The organism is Streptomyces nitrosporeus (assembly GCF_008704555.1).
Taxonomy (GTDB): Bacteria; Actinomycetota; Actinomycetes; order Streptomycetales; family Streptomycetaceae; genus Streptomyces; species Streptomyces nitrosporeus.
In genome coordinates this window covers 7,151,539-7,168,398 of sequence record NZ_CP023702.1, presented here as the reverse complement: position 1 = coordinate 7,168,398, position 16,860 = coordinate 7,151,539, and the positions used below count along the sequence as shown (strand labels likewise).

The 16,860-nt window shown below is 72.9% G+C and carries 17 protein-coding genes; 9 read left to right on the top strand and 8 right to left on the bottom strand.

Annotation, left to right across the window (positions count from 1 at the left end):
- Nucleotides 1-73: 73 nt before the first annotated feature.
- From CP967_RS31930 to CP967_RS31915, 4 genes are all read left to right on the top strand, one after another.
- Nucleotides 74-688, top strand: a complete 615-nt coding sequence (locus tag CP967_RS31930; protein ID WP_150491295.1) for a hypothetical protein — start codon at nucleotides 74-76, stop codon at nucleotides 686-688.
- Between the two features lie 183 nt (nucleotides 689-871).
- Nucleotides 872-2,530: a catalase gene (locus CP967_RS31925; RefSeq protein ID WP_150491294.1), complete on the top strand. Its 1,659-nt coding sequence runs from the start codon at nucleotides 872-874 to the stop codon at nucleotides 2,528-2,530.
- A gap of 214 nt (nucleotides 2,531-2,744) precedes the next feature.
- Nucleotides 2,745-4,064: an MFS transporter gene (locus CP967_RS31920; RefSeq protein ID WP_208838885.1), complete on the top strand. Its 1,320-nt coding sequence runs from the start codon at nucleotides 2,745-2,747 to the stop codon at nucleotides 4,062-4,064.
- Between the two features lie 75 nt (nucleotides 4,065-4,139).
- Entirely contained in the window at nucleotides 4,140-5,807 is a 1,668-nt protein-coding gene (locus CP967_RS31915; protein WP_150491293.1) for a PucR family transcriptional regulator, read from the top strand.
- A gap of 71 nt (nucleotides 5,808-5,878) precedes the next feature.
- Here the strand turns inward: CP967_RS31915 and CP967_RS31910 are convergent, their stop codons facing one another.
- The 3 genes from CP967_RS31910 to CP967_RS31900 all read right to left on the bottom strand — a co-directional run bounded on the left by CP967_RS31910 (nucleotide 5,879) and on the right by CP967_RS31900 (nucleotide 7,747).
- Nucleotides 5,879-6,250: a VOC family protein gene (locus CP967_RS31910; RefSeq protein WP_150491292.1), complete on the bottom strand. Its 372-nt coding sequence runs from the start codon at nucleotides 6,248-6,250 to the stop codon at nucleotides 5,879-5,881.
- A 31-nt stretch (nucleotides 6,251-6,281) separates the two neighbouring features.
- The gene (locus CP967_RS31905) at nucleotides 6,282-6,482 is read right to left on the bottom strand and encodes a hypothetical protein (protein ID WP_150491291.1); all 201 of its coding nucleotides are present in this window, start codon (nucleotides 6,480-6,482) and stop codon (nucleotides 6,282-6,284) included.
- Between the two features lie 140 nt (nucleotides 6,483-6,622).
- Nucleotides 6,623-7,747 (bottom strand): FUSC family protein, encoded by a 1,125-nt coding sequence (locus tag CP967_RS31900; protein ID WP_150491290.1) that lies wholly within the window; start codon nucleotides 7,745-7,747, stop codon nucleotides 6,623-6,625.
- 343 nt (nucleotides 7,748-8,090) lie between these two features.
- Between CP967_RS31900 and CP967_RS31895 the strand changes: the two genes are divergently transcribed.
- Nucleotides 8,091-9,164, top strand: coding sequence for a YncE family protein (locus CP967_RS31895; RefSeq protein ID WP_150491289.1), 1,074 nt, complete (start codon nucleotides 8,091-8,093; stop codon nucleotides 9,162-9,164).
- 15 nt (nucleotides 9,165-9,179) lie between these two features.
- On the opposite strand, the gene CP967_RS31890 is transcribed toward CP967_RS31895, so the two are convergent.
- Together CP967_RS31890 and CP967_RS31885 are read right to left on the bottom strand one after the other, a co-directional pair.
- Nucleotides 9,180-10,376 (bottom strand): GDSL-type esterase/lipase family protein, encoded by a 1,197-nt coding sequence (locus CP967_RS31890; RefSeq protein ID WP_150491288.1) that lies wholly within the window; start codon nucleotides 10,374-10,376, stop codon nucleotides 9,180-9,182.
- Between the two features lie 55 nt (nucleotides 10,377-10,431).
- Nucleotides 10,432-11,001: a TetR/AcrR family transcriptional regulator gene (locus tag CP967_RS31885; protein WP_150491287.1), complete on the bottom strand. Its 570-nt coding sequence runs from the start codon at nucleotides 10,999-11,001 to the stop codon at nucleotides 10,432-10,434.
- A gap of 189 nt (nucleotides 11,002-11,190) precedes the next feature.
- On the opposite strand from CP967_RS31885, the gene CP967_RS31880 reads away from it, so the two are divergent.
- Entirely contained in the window at nucleotides 11,191-11,619 is a 429-nt protein-coding gene (locus CP967_RS31880) for a pyridoxamine 5'-phosphate oxidase family protein (protein ID WP_150491286.1), read from the top strand.
- Nucleotides 11,620-11,622: 3 nt separating this feature from the next.
- Complete coding sequence (locus CP967_RS31875) at nucleotides 11,623-12,267, top strand: tetratricopeptide repeat protein (RefSeq protein WP_150491285.1); 645 nt, start codon at nucleotides 11,623-11,625, stop codon at nucleotides 12,265-12,267.
- A gap of 71 nt (nucleotides 12,268-12,338) precedes the next feature.
- Here the strand turns inward: CP967_RS31875 and CP967_RS31870 are convergent, their stop codons facing one another.
- From CP967_RS31870 to CP967_RS31860, 3 genes are all read right to left on the bottom strand, one after another.
- Nucleotides 12,339-13,025 (bottom strand): DUF998 domain-containing protein, encoded by a 687-nt coding sequence (locus CP967_RS31870; RefSeq protein WP_150491284.1) that lies wholly within the window; start codon nucleotides 13,023-13,025, stop codon nucleotides 12,339-12,341.
- A gap of 148 nt (nucleotides 13,026-13,173) precedes the next feature.
- A complete protein-coding gene (locus tag CP967_RS31865; RefSeq protein WP_150491283.1) occupies nucleotides 13,174-14,892 on the bottom strand; it encodes an acyl-CoA dehydrogenase family protein in 1,719 nt (572 codons plus the stop codon).
- A gap of 56 nt (nucleotides 14,893-14,948) precedes the next feature.
- Nucleotides 14,949-15,515 (bottom strand): PadR family transcriptional regulator, encoded by a 567-nt coding sequence (locus CP967_RS31860; protein ID WP_150491282.1) that lies wholly within the window; start codon nucleotides 15,513-15,515, stop codon nucleotides 14,949-14,951.
- Between the two features lie 187 nt (nucleotides 15,516-15,702).
- On the opposite strand from CP967_RS31860, the gene CP967_RS31855 reads away from it, so the two are divergent.
- Both CP967_RS31855 and CP967_RS31850 read left to right on the top strand, forming a co-directional pair.
- Complete coding sequence (locus CP967_RS31855; protein ID WP_150491281.1) at nucleotides 15,703-15,876, top strand: CsbD family protein; 174 nt, start codon at nucleotides 15,703-15,705, stop codon at nucleotides 15,874-15,876.
- Nucleotides 15,877-16,030: 154 nt separating this feature from the next.
- A complete protein-coding gene (locus CP967_RS31850) occupies nucleotides 16,031-16,849 on the top strand; it encodes an SAM-dependent methyltransferase (RefSeq protein ID WP_150491280.1) in 819 nt (272 codons plus the stop codon).
- Nucleotides 16,850-16,860: the final 11 nt, after the last annotated feature.

Sequence of the window (16,860 nt, the reverse complement as noted above, 5' to 3'; positions counted from 1 at the left end):
CCCCCGGCGCGTACGCGCGGAACGCGTCCGATGCGCGCAGGCGCATACAGGCACACAACGGAGGAGCAGCACCATGAATCTTCACGTCGGCCCTCGCACCGGAGGTACCCGGGGCAGGGCTGCCCTTCGCGGTGCGGGGGCGGTGCTGGCCGCGGGGTTAGTACTTGCGGCGGCGACGGCCTGCGACGGGACCTCCGGCGGCAGCGGCGGCGGTCAGGCGGCGAAGGAGTGGAAGGCCGGTGACTGCGCCGGGCCCGAGAAGGGTTCGAAGGACGGTTACCTGAGCATGGAGTGCGACGACCCGGGGGCGACCATCAAGGCGCTGGAGGTCCAGGACGGTTCGTTCTTCGCCGACTCCGTCCAGTGCCCGGCCGGTACGGACGCCATCATCTCGGTGAAGGTCTCCTTCGGTACGGGCGACGCCGGCGGCGGCATCCCCAGCAGGACCGTCTGCGGCCGCAACCTCTCCGGTGATCACCCGGGGGACGCCGGGGCCGGTGGCGGCCAGCTGGTGGTGGGTGACTGTGTGGACGACTCCGCCAAGGAGGTGCCCTGCGCCTCGGGCGGCGGCGGCAAGGTCGCCGCCCTGACCGAGACGGCCGAGGAGTGCCCGTCCGGGTCCGAGCCCCTGGAGCTCTTCCCGAGTCCGGGCCGGCCCTACGACGCCATCTGCACCATCCGCGCCTGACCTGCCCGCCTCCAGGGGCGCCCCGGTGCCCCTGGAGGCGGGGCGGACGGCGGGCGGCTGCGGGAAGGGCCGGACGGGTCCCTCTCGCGCGGCGGACGGCGGAAAACGGGTCCGCCGGTGCAAGGGGGACGGCGCCGCGGGGAACGGTCGGGGGGTCCATTCCGCAGCGAAGGAGCACAGCCTGTGAGCGAGACCGCGGACAAGGGGTCTGCCGAGAAGGACGAGCGGCCGTACCTGACCAACCGCCAGGGCCACCCCGTCCACGACAACCAGAACCAGCGCACGGTCGGCGCCCGTGGCCCGGCGACTCTGGAGAACTACCAGTTCCTGGAGAAGATCAGCCATTTCGACCGGGAACGCATCCCGGAGCGTGTCGTCCACGCGCGCGGGGTGACGGCGTACGGCTACTTCGAGGCGTACGGCAAGTGGGGCGACGAGCCCATCGGCCGGTACACCCGGGCCAGGCTGTTCCAGGAGGCCGGCAAGCGGACCGACGTCGCCGTGCGCTTCTCCACCGTGATCGGCGGCCGCGACTCCTCCGAGGCGGCCCGGGACCCGCGGGGCTTCGCCGTGAAGTTCTACACGGAGGACGGCAACTGGGACCTGGTGGGGAACAACCTCGGGATCTTCTTCATCCGGGACGCCATCAAGTTCCCCGACGTCATCCACGCGCTCAAGCCCGACCCGGTGACCCACGAGCAGAAACCGGCCCGGATCTTCGACTTCATGTCGCAGACCCCGGAGAGCATGCACATGCTGGTGAACCTCTTCAGTCCCCGGGGCATCCCGGCCGACTACCGCCATATGCAGGGCTTCGGCGTCAACACCTACAAGTGGGTGAACTCCGAGGGCGGCACGGTCCTGGTCAAGTACCACTGGCTGCCCAAGCAGGGTGTCAGCAGCATGACCGAGGAGGACGCGGCGAACATCCAGGCGGACGAGCTGGGTCACGCGACGAAGGACCTGTACGAGGCCATCGGGCGCGGCGACCACCCCGAGTGGGAACTGGTCGTCCAGATGATGTCCGACGACGAGCACCCCGAGCTGGACTTCGACCCGCTGGACGACACCAAGACCTGGCCCGAGCAGGACTTCCCGCCGAAGGCGGTGGGGCGCATGGTGCTCGACCGGATGCCGGACAACTACTTCGCGGAGAACGAGCAGGCCTCGTTCGGCACCGGTGTCCTGGTGGACGGGCTGGACTTCTCGGACGACAAGATGCTGGTCGGCCGTACGTTCTCCTACAGCGACACCCAGCGCTACCGGGTCGGCCCGAACTACCTCCAGCTGCCGGTCAACCAGGCCAAGGCCGCCCGTGTCGCCACCAACCAGCGCGACGGCCTGATGGCCTACGACAACGGCCACGGCGGTGAGAACCCGGAGGTCAACTACGAACCGTCGATCACCGGCGGGCTGCGGGAGGCCGGCCCCCTCACCCACGACGAGCAGGGCCCGGTGATCGAGGGCCGGCTCACCCGGTCCAGGATCCCCCGCACCAACGACTACCTCCAGGCCGGCCAGCGCTACCAGCTGATGGAGGAGTGGGAGCAGGACGATCTGGTCAAGAACTTCACCGCTCTCTTCTCCCAGTGCGCCCGGCCCGTGCAGGAGCGGATGGTCTGGCACTGCCTGATGGCGGACAACGAGCTCGGGCTCCGGGTCGGCGAGGGCATCGGCATCAGCCCCTCCGACGTCGCCCACCTCCCTCCGCTGGCCACCCAGAACCTCAGCGAGGAGGAGCGCGAACGGCTCTCGCGGCTCGGCAGCAACCCTCCGCGGGACGTCACCGGGCTGACCATGACGCACTGCGTCCCCGACAAGCGGCACGTGGTGGAACGCTGATCCCCCGCCCCTTTGCGGCGGCCGCCGACACCGGCCGCCACGCCCGCGCGAGGGCGTGAACAACGTGTGGGGCCGGGCGCTGTCCGATCGGACAGCGCCCGGCCCCACACGTTGTTCCGATGGACAGGAACCGGGCACCCACCTGCGGTTTAGCGTTCAGCATCCGTTCGCCGCCGACAGGCGGTGCCCCGTCCCCACTCTTCGCGGAGTCCTCATGAGCACCACAGTTCCCCCTGCCGGCGATCCGGAAGCCGGTACTCCGGCGCCCCAGGGCATGCGCCGCGTCGCGACGGCCAGTTTCATCGGCACGGCCATCGAGTTCTACGACTACTACATCTACGGGACCGCGGCCGCGCTCGTCCTCAACGAGGCGTTCTTCCCCGGGCTTTCGAAAACCGCGGGCACCCTGGCCACCCTCTCGACCTTCGCCGTGGGTTTCGCGGCCCGCCCGCTGGGCGCCGCGATATTCGGGCACTACGGCGACCGGATCGGGCGCAAGGCGGTGCTGGTCGTCTCGCTGCTGATGATGGGACTGTCCACCGGCGCGATCGGGCTCCTGCCCGGCTACGAGACGATCGGTGTCGCCGCCCCGGTCCTGCTCGTACTGCTGCGCCTGATCCAGGGCCTGGGCCTGGGCGGCGAGTGGGGCGGCGCGGCCCTGCTGGCCGTGGAGCACGCACCGGCGAAGAAGCGCGGCCTGTACGCCGCCGCGGCGCAGATGGGCTCTCCCGTGGGCTACTTCGCCGCGACCGTCACCTTCCTGCTGATGTCCGGTCTGCTGGGCGACGAGGCGTTCGAGGGCTGGGGCTGGCGGATTCCGTTCCTGCTCTCCTTCGTGCTCGTCGCGGTCGGTCTCTTCATCCGGCTGAAGGTCGCGGAGTCCCCGGCCTTCGTCAAGGCGGCCGAGAAGAGCGAAGCGGCGAAGACCCCGCTCATGGAGGCGTTCCGCAGGCACCCCAAGGAGATGCTGCTCGGCGCCGGCATGATCACCGTGGTGTACGTGATGTTCTACACCGCGGCGACCTACTGCATGACCTACACGACGGACACCCTGGAGATCCCGAAGAACGACATGCTGGCGCTGACCCTGGTCGCGGTCCTGGTGCTCGGGGTGTCCACCTTCGCGGTGGCGAAGTGGTCCGACGTGATCGGCCGCCGCAAGCTCATCATCGGCGGCGCGGCGTTCGGTGTGGTGTGGGGCGCGGTGATCTTCCCGCTGCTGGACACCGGGAACTACGCGCTGATCGCGGTGGCGCTCAGCGGCGCCCTGCTCTGCATGGGCATCATCTACGGCCCGGCCGGCGCCTACATGCCGGAGCTGTTCTCGACCCGGGTGCGGTACTCGGGTGCCGGCTTCTCCTACAACCTCGGCGGGGTGCTGGGCGGTGCGGCGGCCCCGCTGGTGGTGACGGCCCTGGCGGAGAGCTACAGCCCCGCGGTCGGCGGCTGGTTCATGAGCGGCATGGCCCTGCTCTCCCTGGTGTGCGTGCTGGCGCTGCCGGAGACCAAGGACCGGGATCTGGATGCCGTCTGACCAGGGGGCACCGCGGCCGGCCGGGCCGGGAGGGCACCGGGCCCCCCTCCTGTCCGGAGCTCCTATCCTGTGGCGATGAACATGCGGGCGGCCCCGGCCGAGCACACCGGGGGGATCGATCTGCGGATGCTCGCGTCCGCGCTCGGCGCCGACGTCTCGCAGGCCGGTGCGCGGGAGGCCGGGGACGTCGTCATAGCGGAGCCGGGTGAGACCCCGGTGGCCGCGCCCGGTTCCCTGGTGCTGGCCGTCGGGGCCCGGGGCCCGGCGGCGGCGGCGGCCATGGTGCGGACGGCCGCCCGGGCGGGGGCGGCGGGGGTGGTGCTCAGACTGGACGAGGGCGAGGAGGCCCTTCCGCGGGCCGTGCTCGACGCCTCGCTCGGCATGGGTGTCACGGTGCTGGGGATCGGGCGCCAGGTCCCCTGGGAGCGGGTCGACCGCGAGGCCCGCCGGGCCCGCCCGGGACGCCGGGGCGATCTGTTCGCGCTGGCCCAGACCATGGCCACGGTCACGTGCGGGCTGGCCAGCGTCGAGGACAGCGCGCACCGTGTCCTGGCATACGCGGGGCCGGCCGAGGAGGCGGACGAGCTGCGCCGGCTGTCGGTGCTGGGCCGCCACTGCCCGGACCGGTTCCTGGCACTGCTGCGTGACCTGGGTGTCTACCGGCGTACCCGCGAGGACGGCGAGGTCGTCGCCGTCGACGCCCGTCCCGGGCTGGGCCTGCGGCGCCGGCTGGTCGTCGGTGTCAACGCGGGCGGGCGCCCGCTGGGCACGATATGGGTCCAGGAGGGCGACCGGCCTCTCGCGGCGAACAGCGAGGAGATGCTGCGCGGCGCCGCGCGGCTCGCGGTGCCGCAGCTGATCGACCACTACTACGAGGGCGATGCCGCGGCGCGGTCGCTGTCGCGGACCGACCTGGCCCACGGCCTGCTGACGGGCCGCTTCGACCCGTCGGCCCTGGCGGCCCATCTGGGGGTCACCCCGGACGCCGCCGCCACCGTCGTCGCCTTCGACCTGCGGGAACCGGCGGCTCCTGACACCGCCGGGGACGACGCGGGCCACGAGGCCAGGCTGGCCGAGGCCGCCGCGATCACCGCGGTGCACGCCGCGGCCCACCGGAGCGGCGCCCTGGTCGCCCGGGCCTGCGGGCAGATCTACGTGATGCTGCCGGAGCCGTCCGTGTCCCGCACCGGCCCGCACGAGGGGGCGGACACCGGGGAGGCCGCCCTGGTCCGCTGGGCCGACGAGGTCGTCACGGCGCTGCGCAGGCACACCCGCACCCCGGTCCAGGCGGTGGTCGCCGGCCGGGCCGGCCGCCTGGTGGACATCCCCTCGGTGAAGCTGCGCGGCCATCGTGCCCTGGAGGTCATGGCCCGCACCCCGGAGCGCACGGTGGCGACGCACCGGGTCCTGATCCCGTCGCTGATGGTCCGTGACCTCCTCGGACTCCTCGACGGGCACACGGACATCCGCCACCCCGGACTGGCGGCCCTGGTCTCCCGGGACGCGGAGCAGGGCACCCGGCTGGCGGACTCCCTGCTCCGCTACCTCGACGCCTTCGGCGACGTGCCCAGGGTGGCGAAGGAACTGAACATCCATCCGAACACCCTGCGCTACCGGATCCGCAAGGCCTCGGCACTGGCGGGACTCGATCTGGACGACCCCGAGCACCGGCTGGTGGCGATGCTCCAGCTGCGTCTGACCGGTGGCGGGCAGCGGGGGGCGTGCCCCTTCCCGGGGCTCTGAGCCGGGAAGGGGCACGGCGGGTGCCGTGGGGGCCGGGAGCGGGCGTGCCGCGGTCCCGGTGGGGGCTCCCGCTACTGGCGGCAGAGGCAGAACGGGTGGCCCGCCGGATCGGCGTAGACCCGGAAGTCGCGTTCCCCTCCCCGGTCGTCGAGGTCCAGCGCGGTCGCGCCGAGGGCCAGCACCTGTTCCTGGGCCCGTTCGATGTCCTCGACCTCGAAGTCCAGGTGCGCCTGCTGCGAGCCGTCGCCGGCGTCCGGCCACCGGGGCGGCCGGTGGCCCGGGGCCTCCTGGAAGGCGATACGGGCCCCGCCGGGCACTGTCAGTTCGTACCAGCGGTCGCTGTCGTGGGCGATCTCACCGCCGAGCACCGCCTGGTAGAAGGCCGCCAGGGCCGCGGGGTCGGGGCAGTCGAGCGCGACGAGGCAGTAGCTCGCGATGGGCATGTCCGGTGGTTCCTTCCGTAGGTCGTCCGGCTCATTCCTCATGGCCGGCCGTCTCCTGCTGGGCCGGAGGGCTGGGACTGAGAGCGTCGCCCTCGCCCGGCCGTCCGCCGTCGCCGTCCTTCTCCGGGTCCTTCTCCGGGACGGGGCGGCGGGCGGCCCGCCCGGCCTCCTCCGTCACCTCGTCCAGCGCCGTCTCGTCCTGCGGTCGTCGGGTGTCCTTGTGCGAGGTCATCTCCGCTCCTTTCCCGGCTTCCTCCCGGTCCGGTCCTGATGCTCGTTCCCCGTGTCACGGATGTCACGTCCGGTGCCCCGGGGTACCTCGTCCACCATCGCCGTACGGGGGCTCTGGGGCACCCGCGCGGGGCCGCCGGGTCAGGTGTTTCCGGTGTCCCGGTGTCCCGGCCGGACCGGGAGGCAGCGGGGGTCGGGGCCCGCCTGCCGCCGTTCGTCCGGGGTGAGGTCGTCGAGCAGCGCCTGTGCGTCGGCCATCAGGCTGCCCGCCGACGCCCTGGCGTCCGGGTCCGCGGCCGGCTCGCCCCGCTTCATCCTGGCGAGGGCCTCCCGGGCGCGTGTCAGGTGCTCGTGGCGGCGCGCCGCGGTCTCGTCGCCGGGGCCGTGTTCCGTGACGTCCTGCTCGACGGCGCACACCTCGGCGGCGGCGGTGAGCAGGGTGCTCAGTTCGGTGAGGGTGCCGGCCGGCGGCCGGGGCAGGAGGCGCCGTTCGGACGCCGCCTCCAGCAGGGTGAGGGTGAGGGTGAGGATCCGGTTGCTGACCCGGGTCCACACGCCGTCCCACGCGTCGGACGGGACGGGCGGGCCCTTGCGCCGGAAGCGGTGCCCCGGGTTGAACCGGATGCTCTCGGTGGACCAGGCCCGCGCGGTGCGCAGGTCGGCGAGGACTCCGTACAGTTCGCCGGCGGATTCGTACCATTCCGCGGCCCGTGCCTCCGGGTAGTCCTCGTCGATGCCCTCACCGATGCGCCGCAGGAGCCGGGCGCAGTCGCCCGGCAGCGCGGACGCCAGCCGCCTCACCTCCAGCGAGTGGACCGGCGGCAGCACGAGCGCGTTCACCACCACGCCCACCGCGGCCCCGACGAGCGTCTCCAGCAGCCGGTGCCCGACGGCGGGCAGGGAGTACGAGCCGTAGGCGAGGACGAAGAGCGCGGTGGTCGGTGCGTACAGCCCCTGGTTCCCGACCGGCGCCCAGTCCCCCAGGAGGACGGCCAGGGGCAGTGCGACCAGCATGGCCGTCATGGTGTTCCCGGTCAGGGCGGCGGCCCCGGCGGCCAGCAGGGTGCCCGCGGCGATCATCGAGACCAGTTCGACGCCGGTGCGCACCGACCGGTACACGGTGCCCTGCACCAGCGCCACCGCCGCCCACGGCGCCATGAGCGCCATCGGTGCCTCCAGCCACCATCCCGTCACCGCCCAGGCGAGGGCGGCCGCGGCGGCGGCCTTGAGCGACTGCGCGAGCTGGTACCGGTCGGGCCTGCGCACGGACCACGACGGGCGGCCGGGCCACAGCCTCACCGGGCCGGGGCCCCGGCGGCCGTCGCCGCGCCGTCGGCGTACGGACCGGTTCGCTGGGGCGGGGCGGGCATGGGTCACTCCTCGGCGGCGGGACGTGAGAGGCGAAAACACCAGTACCCGGCCGCATCACCCACAAACGCCCCGTACGGCCGCGCCCCCGGCGCCTCTCACCCCTCTCCCCCGGCCCGCGCCAAACAGCGGGGGCGGGAGGGGCGGTTGCCCCGCGAGTGAAACATCCAATAGCTTAGCCTTACCTAAGTTTTACCCCGGGGGGCGCCCCCGGGCAGGCGCCTCAGGGAGATCCCACACCATGCCCTTGCTCCATCGACGTGTCCACCGCGCCGCCGCGAGCGCCGTGGCCCTCGCGGCAGTCAGCACCCTCACGTTCGCCGGGGCGGCGGACGCGGCCGTGGACGCCGGCGCCACCGCCCGACTGCCCGTCAGCTCCGCGCCGCTCGTGCAGGGGCTGTACCAGTCCGCCTACTCCGAGCGGAACGACACGCTCTGGGCGACCGCGTCCGTGGGCCAGCCGCCGGCCCCGGTCACCGGTTCCCGGCTGGTGCGGATCGACCCCGACACCCTGGAGGTCGAGGCGACGTACCCGGTCCCCCTCGACACGGCGGACGGCACCGTCGAGGCCGTCTACGGCATCGACGTCGACGACGAGCACAACACCCTCTGGGTCACCAACTCCCGCAACGACAGCGTCGCCGTCTACAGCCAGGCGACGGGCCGGCACCTGGCGACCCTGCCCGGCGTGGCCCACGCGCGCGAGATCGTCGTGGACGAGAAGCGCGACACGGTGTGGACCACGGCCTTCGGCAGCGGTGAGATCGTCGCCTTCGACAGCCGTACGTTCCGTGAGACCGACCGGGTCGCCGTCGAGGGCTCGGGACCGACGGGGCTGACGGTGAACGAGCGGACCGGCGCGGTCTACGCCTCCGACTTCACGCACGACCGGATCATCCAGGTCTCGCCCCGTACCGGTGCCACCCGGCTCATCCCCACCGGCGACGGCCCGCTCTCGGTCGCGCTCTCGCCGAACGGCCGTACCGTCTACACCGCCGACCAGGGGGCGGGCACCATGTCGGTGGTGGACCTGCGCACCGGAGCGGTCACCGCGAGTGTGCCCACCGGCGCCGGTGCGAAGTCCCTGGCCACCGACCGGCGTTCGGGCCGGGTCCTGGTCGTCGACCGGCTGGCCCCCGGGGTGTCGGTCGTCGACCCGCGTGCGGGGAGGGTCGTGGAGCGGGTGGCCACCGCCGCGCTGCCCAACCACGTCCAGGTGACCGGTGACGGCGTCGCCTACGTCCTCGACAAGTCCGCCTCCGGGCCGGCCGGCGAGGACCTGGGCATGCGCATCGAGCTCGGCCGGGGCCGGTAGGGCCCCGGCCGGGTGTCAGCCGCCTTCGCGGGCCGTCCCACGGCCGGCGAAGGCGCCCTGAGCGAAGACCAGTCCGGCGAAGCGCCGGCCGATACGGCGGTGGGCGGCGGCGTCCGGGTGGAGCTGGTCGGGCAGCGGCAGTTCGGCGAAGTCCGCCTCGCCGTACAGCTCGCGGCCGTCGAGGTAGGCCAGGTGGGGGTCGTCGGCGGACCGCTGCTCCACCACGGCGGCCAGTTCCTCCCGGACCACGCCCAGCGTCAGTTTGCCCGCGGCCTTCTCGGCGGGGTCGCCCATGGCCGCGAACCGCAGCCGCCCTTCGGAGAGGCCGCCGAGGTCCGGCGCGCTCGGCCCCGGGGTGTCCTCGTGCATGGGGCACAGCAGGGGCGAGATCACCAGCAGCGGCACCGTGGGGTGCCCCTCACGGATGGTGTCGAGGAAGCCGTGGACCGCGGGGCCGAAGGCCCGGCGCCGCATGAGGTCGGCGTTGACCACGTTGATGCCCAGTTTCAGGCTGATCAGGTCGGCCGGGGTGTCCCGGATCGCCCGGGCCGTGAACGGGTCGAGCAGCGCGCTGCCGCCCAGGCCGAGGTTGATCAGCTCCACCCCGCCGAGCGAGGCGGCCAGCGCCGGCCAGGTGCCGGTGGGGCCGGTCGCGTCGGAGCCGTGGCTGATCGAACTGCCGTGGTGCAGCCACACCGCGCGGCCCCGGTCCTCGGCGGGCCCGACCGGCGCGTCGGTGCGCAGGGCGACGAGTTCGGTGGTCTCGTTGTGCGGCAGCCAGATCTCGACGTCCTTGAGCCGGCCGGGCAGCCCGTCGAACCGGAGGGTCCCGGCGCGGCCGTCACGGCGCCCGGTGCGCCCGGTGGCCATGTCGATGGTCAGGACGTTGCCGCCGCCGACGCTGCCGCTGCCCGTGAGGACGCCGTCGACCAGCAGTTCGTAGACGCCGTCGGGCCTGGTCGGGGCGCCGGTGTACTGCCGTTTGGTGGGGAGGGTGTCCAGCTCCACGGCGGTGGCCCGGGTACGGAAGGCGAGCCGTACGCCGGAGGGCTGGGATTCGGCCATGGCCAGCTGCGGGTCGGCGCACTGCGCCCGGGCCCGGGCCGGCAGCCGGTGCGGCAGCAGTCCGTGCGCGGTCCGCTCCACGTCGAGGGCGCCGCGCAGGAGGCCCGCCGTGAGGGGCGTGGTGATCCAGCGGTCTTCGGTGTGCATCGTCCCAGCCTGTCGTCCGGATGTGTGTACGGGAAGCCGTGGCGCCGGCCGCCCGTCAGGGCGCGGGCCAGTTGCGCAGCAGCGCGTCGAGGGCGTCCAGGATCCGCGTCCAGGTCTCCTGCGTGTCGGGCGCGCTGTGGTCGAAGCCTCCGCCCAGTTCCAGGCCGACGTAGCCGCTGAAGACGCTGCCCAGCAGCCGGACGGCATGGGTCTGGTCCGGTTCGTCCAGGTCGTAGCCCCGCAGGACCGCCCGTGTCATCCGGGCGTGCCTCACGCCCGCGCTCCCGGCGGCCGTCGCCGGGTCGAGCCGCAACCGGGCCGCGGCGTAGCGTCCGGGGTGCTCACGGGCGTAGTCGCGGTAGACGTCGCCCAGGGCCGCCAGGGCGTCCTTGCCCGCCCGCCCCGCCAGGGCGGCGTCGCCCCGGTCGGCGAGCTCTTCCAGGGCGAGCAGGGCGATACGCGTCCTGAGGTCCTGCGAACTCCTGACGTGCGAGTACAGGCTCGCGACCTTGACGCCGAACTGCCGGGCGAGCGCGGAGACGGTCACCCGGTCGAACCCGGCCTCGTCGGCCATCTCCGCGCCCGCGCGCACCAGTCGTTCGGTGGTCAGCCCTACCCGCGCCACAGCCTCTCCCTCGTTCGGCAGATACCAGTGTGCATTTACCTAAACCCTTTAGGCAAATGGCCTGGAAACCTCCTTTCGCCGGGCCCGCGGACACCGCGGTCACGTCCAGCCGGAAATGGTCGGTGTGCCGCATCAACGGGACATAATGCGGCACGGAACCTCGACAGCCTGCCCACGAAGGAGTCGTCCATGGCACTGACCCGTGAAGAGCGCGAGCAGTTCCTCGCCGAGCCGCACATCGCCGCGCTGGCCGTGGACCCTGGCCGTGAGGGGCGGGCTCCGCTCACCGTTCCCATCTGGTACCAGTACGAACCCGGGGGCGAGGTCTGGATCATGACGGGCCGTGACTCGCGGAAGGGTGTCGCCATCGCCGCCGCCGGACGGTTCAGCCTGATGGTCGACCGGGTGTCACCCACCGTCCGGTACGTCTCCGTCGAGGGCCCCGTCGTCAAAACGGCCCCCGCCACCCGCGAACAGCTGGTGGAGATCTCGGCGCGCTACCTCCCCGCCGAGAAGGTCGACGCCTATGTCGGCTTCGCGTGGAAGGAGCACGGCGAGCAGGTCGTCATCCGCATGCGGCCCGAGCACTGGCTCAGCTCGGACCTCGGCGAGGTCTGAGCGATGGCTTCCGGACAGCTGGACGCGGGGCCCGTGGCGGCAGAAAGGGACGCGGTGGAGACGACGGCGGGGACGGACACGGTGGACACGGCGGGGACGACGGGGGCGGACACGGTGGAGACGGCGGGGGCGGACACTGCGGGGACGGACATGCTGTCGGCTCTGCGGGAGGAGGTACGGGCCCGCCGGTCGGCTGCCGCGAAGGACCGTGCGGCGCACCTCCCGGCGCTCGCCGAAAGCCTGAACCGGCTCGCCCGGGCCGTCAACGCCCGTGCGATGCGCAGGGGTCTGCCGGGCCGGTGGGAGGACTGGCTCCCGGTGTACGAGGAGGCGGTGGAGCTCCACCGGTCGCTGGCCGTCTCCGGGCCCGCCTCCTCCGTGCCCGGTCTCGCGGCGAGCCTGCACCACATCGCGCTGCCGCTCGGGGAGCTGGGGCGGCTGCCGGACGCGGTGGAGTGCGGACGGGAGGCGGTCGCCCTCTACCGCGCTCTGTGCGAGAGCGATCCCGGCACCTACCGCCCCTTCCTCGCCCGGACGCTCCACGACCTCGCCGTCGATCTCAGGGAACTGGGGCGCGGGGCGGACTCGCGGGACGCGGAGTCGGAGGCGCTGCGCCTGAGGCAGGAGGAGTACACCGGCGGGCGCTGAGGGCCTCTCCCGGGCGCGGCCGGGGCGGGGGCGGTCCGGAGCAGGGACGGTCCGGGGCGGGGGCGCCCCCTTCACAGCGGGCGCCGGTCGCGGCCGGACGCCCTGACGCAGGAGAGCACCACCACCAGGGGCCAGAACGACTGCGCGAAGGTCACGACGCGTTCGGCGGCTCCGGCCGTGTCGTGCGCGTACAGCGCGAGCAGGAACCAGGCGCCGCCCAGCCACATCAACGCGGTCGCCACGAGGGACGGCCCCGGGCGCAGGCCCCATGGAGCGTCCCCGGCGAACGCCGGCCCCGCCGGGGCGGGAGCGGTGGGGGCGCCGGCGCGGTCCGGGGCCTCTGGGCCGCGGACCGGGCCGCCGTCGGCGAGGCGGCGTACGGCCAGGACCGGCCACAGCGCGAGCAGGGAGAAACCGATGGTCACCACCACCCCGTGGTCCAGCGATCCCCCGCTGCTCGGCGCCGGGAAGAGGGCCAGCAGCATCGCCGTCAGCCCGCCGCCCGCCAGCGCCGCGCGGCCGGCCGGGGCGGCCGGCCGCAGGCCCCAGGCGGTGACCACATGGCAGACGCCCAGGCCGACCAGGGCCGGGGTCATCACCCAGTAGCCGGCGGCTCCGTCGGCTGCCAGGGTGCTGATCGTCGCGGAGGCGGGGTCGTACCCGGGTCCCTGGAGGACCGCCGAGACGGCCCAGCCGCCGACGAGGAGGACGGGTGCGGACACGGAGGAGAGCAGGATCCACCAGGGGACGGGCCTCATCGCAGAACGGTAGAACGGACGGGGGCCCGGCCCGCGTCGCACACGCGGGCCGGGCCCGGCCGGTCCGGGCGTCCGCGGACCCGGCCGGCTCTCCCGCCGCAGGTCCCGCCGGCCGCGGCCCGTGCCCGGCCGGTGGGACGTCAGGCGGTCACTCCGCCATCTCGTAGGCCCCCGCCAGCGCCTCGACACGTGCCCAGACCCGCGCCGAGCGTGCGACGTCGGCGACCGGCCGGCGTACGGCCCCGAGCGCCCAGGCCTGCTGCTCCCCGGTGGCGGAGTCCTTGCCGTGCAGTTCGACGGCGTGGGCGGAGAAGTCGCGGACGAGGACCGCGAAGAGCTCGTCGAGGACGTCCTCGTCGAGGTCCGTCGCACGGGCCTGTTCCAGGATCAGCTGGCCGTGCACCACGAGGGCGAAGAGCTGGCCGACGGAGAGCAGGAGGTCCAGGTCGCGGCTCTGCTCCTCGTCCGGCGCGGCCGTGCGTACGAAGTCGCACAGGGCGTCGGCCTGCTCGCGGAAGCGGGCGACGTTGGGCACGCCCGCGTAGGCGTCGAAGGCCGGGCGCCAGTCGTGGAAGCGCACGGAGCCCAGCCCCCGGGCGGGCCCCTGGCGGAAGAGGAAGGCGTCGTCGGCGGCGTCGGGCCGGGCCGGCACGGGCTCGTACCCGACGGGTTCCAGGAGGTGGCTGCGGAGGAACTTCAGGATGAGGGCGAGGTTGACGTGCACCGTGCCCTCCAGCTTGGGCAGGCTGCGGATCTCCACGGCCGCCTGGGCGAAGTAGGTGTCCTTCTCGAACCCCTTGGCGGCGATGACGTCCCACATCAGGTCGATGACCTTCTCGCCCTCGGTGGTGACCTTCATCTTGGTCATCGGGTTGAAGAGCAGGTAGCGGCGGTCGTCGGGCCCGGCCGAGCGGAAGTAGTCGACGGCCCGGTCGCTGAAGAGCTTCATGCCGGCCAGGCGTACGTAGGCGTCGGTCAGCTCGCGGCGGACGTGCGGGAAGGCGGTCACGGGACGGCCGTAGAGGACGCGGTGGTGCGCGTGGGTGACGGCCTCGTACATCGCGTGCTCGCAGATGCCGATCGAGGCGGTGCACAGGTTGAACTTGCCGACGTTGACGGTGTTGAGGGCGGCGTCGAAGGCGGCGCGTCCGGTGTGCAGGATGTCCTCGGGGCCGACCGGGTAGGCGTCGAGGCGGAACTCGCTGACGTACTTGGAGGAGTCGACGACGTTCTTCACCAGGTGGTAAGCCGGGTGGCGGCTGTCGGCCGCGAAGAAGACGTACCCGTCGGGCCCCTCGGTATCGGTGCGCCTGCCGAAGACGGAGACGAGGCCCGCCGCGTTGCCGTTGCCGATGTAGTACTTGGAGCCGGAGGCCGTGAAGCCGCCGTTCCCGTCCGGTTCCAGCAGCATGTCGGTGGAGTAGATGTCGGCGCCGTGCGCCCGCTCGGACAGGCCGAAGGCGAACACCTCACCGTCGGCGAGGAGGGCGGCGGCGCGCTCGCGGGCGGCTGCGTTGCCGCTCTGCCAGACCGGGCCGAGGCCGAGGATGGTCACCTGCCAGGCGTACCAGTAGTCGAGGCCGTAGAACCCGAGGATCTCGTTGAGCGCGGCGATCCGGGCGGTGTCCCAGCGCTGGTCCTCGCGCGTCGCGGCGGAGGCGGGCGTCAGGAAGGTGGCGAAGAGCCGTTCCTTCGCGGCGAATCCGAGGAAGTCGCCCAGCCAGGCCCGGGTCCGGTAGTCCTCGGTCAGCCGGCGCCTGCCGCGGTCCTCGAACCAGTCGACGGTGGCCCGCAGCAGTCTGCGCGTCTCGGGGTCGAAGTGCGCCGGGTCGTAGGTGTGCGGGTGGAACAGCAGCGGATCGGCCATGAGGGCGCCTTCCGGGTGTGAGGGGTTCGGTGTCTGGTTCCGGATGCCGGGGCGCGTCAGGCGCCCGGACCGCGCGCGGTGATCCGGTGGAGGGTCTCGAGTACGTCGTCGAGCCAGGCGATCGTCATCCGCTCGTACGCGATCCCGCCGCGCAGCACGACGTGCTGGAGCTCCTGGCCCGCGTCGAGCGGTGCCGGGGCGCCGGGTCCGGTGAAGTCGCGCGACTCCCCCGCGAGGTAGTGCGCGAGCCGGCCGCTGTGCGCCCGGTGGTGCCGCTCGACCTCGCGCACCAGCGCCGCCGGGTCGTCGAAGGCGGCGCCCCGGATCTTCACGGCGAGGTCGTGCCTGAGGCTCTCGGGCTCGATCGGGTCGCGCAGCCACTGCGCGAGAGCGGCCCGGCCGGGGCCGGCGACGGAGTACTCCTTCTTGTCCGGCCGCCCCTGCTGCGGGACCTCCCGTACGTCGAGGAGGCCGTCGCCCTCCATGCGCTTGAGCACGCGGTAGATCTGCTGGTGTGTGGCGGTCCAGAAGTATCCGATGGACCGCTCGAACCGCCGGGCCAGCTCGTAGCCGGAGCCCGGCTGCTCCAGGAGGGACACGAGGATCGCGTGGTCGAGCGCCATACCCGGATGATGCTATGCAACTCGTTGCATAGACAAGGGCCGCCGGGCGGGTGAGACATGGCTCACCCGGGGCGGTGCGTTCCGGAAAGGACGGAGGGGTCCGTGGGGGCGAAGTGGTTTGGGGAGCCGGATCACGGTCACACGACAGGTGTTCCTGACGTCGAACTACAGCAAGGTGTGAGTGACCATGTCTGCCGACGAGAAGACGCGCGCCAAGACGGAGCAGGCCAAGGGGAAGCTCAAGGAGGCGGCCGGCCGCGCCACGGGCAACGAGCGCCTCGTGGCCGAGGGCCAGGTCGACCAGTCCCAGGGCGACGCCCGCCAGGCCAAGGAGAAGACGAAGGACGCCTTCAGGCACTGAGCGGCACCACCGTCACCGGGCCCACGCCCTTCCCCCGGTACGGAACACGGACCGGCGGCCACGATCTCATCGGCCGCCGGTCCTTTCCGTTCCCGCGTTCTCTACTCTGGGTGCCAGCTGATCATCCGATGCTTCGACGCACCCTGGAGTTCGCATGTCCCGACCGGAGAACGACGCCACCGCCCTGCGCATCGACACCAGCCGGCCGCATCCCGCGCGGATGTACGACTGGTTCCTCGGCGGCAAGGACAACTATCCGGTGGACGAGGCGATGGGCCGTCAGATGCTCGCCGTCGAACCCGCCGTGCCGGTGATGGCGAGGGTGAACCGGGCGTTCATGCACCGTGCGACCCGCTGGCTGGCGGCGCAGGGCGCCCGCCAGTTCCTCGACATCGGCACGGGGATACCCACCGAGCCCAACCTGCACCAGGTGGCCCAGGAGGCGGACCCCGCCACCCGCGTCGTGTACTGCGACCACGACCCGATCGTGCTGGCGCACGCCGAGGCCCTGCTGAAGGGCACGCCGGAAGGCGCCATCGACTACGTGCAGGCGGACGCCCGGGACGTCGACGCCATTCTCGGACAGGCCGGGAAGACGCTGGACTTCGACCGGCCGGTCGTCCTGTCGCTGATCTCCCTGCTGCACTTCGTGAGCGACGAGGACGGCGCCTACGAACTCGTCGACCGGCTGGTCTCCGCGCTGGCTCCGGGGAGTTACATGGTGATCTCCCACCTCACCGCCGACTTCCACCCGGAGGAGGCCCGGAAGGTCGACGAGATGTACAAGGCCAAGGCGCTCACCCTCGCACCGCGCAGCCGTGAGCAGTTCGCCGCCTTCTTCCGCGGCCTGGAGATCGTCGAGCCCGGCATCGTGGCCGCCGAGGCCTGGCACCCGGAGCTCGGGGAGCCGGTTCCCGGCCAGGACGACGTGATCAGCGCGGGCTATGTGGCGGTGGGCCGCAAGGGCGCGTAACGGTAGGTCCG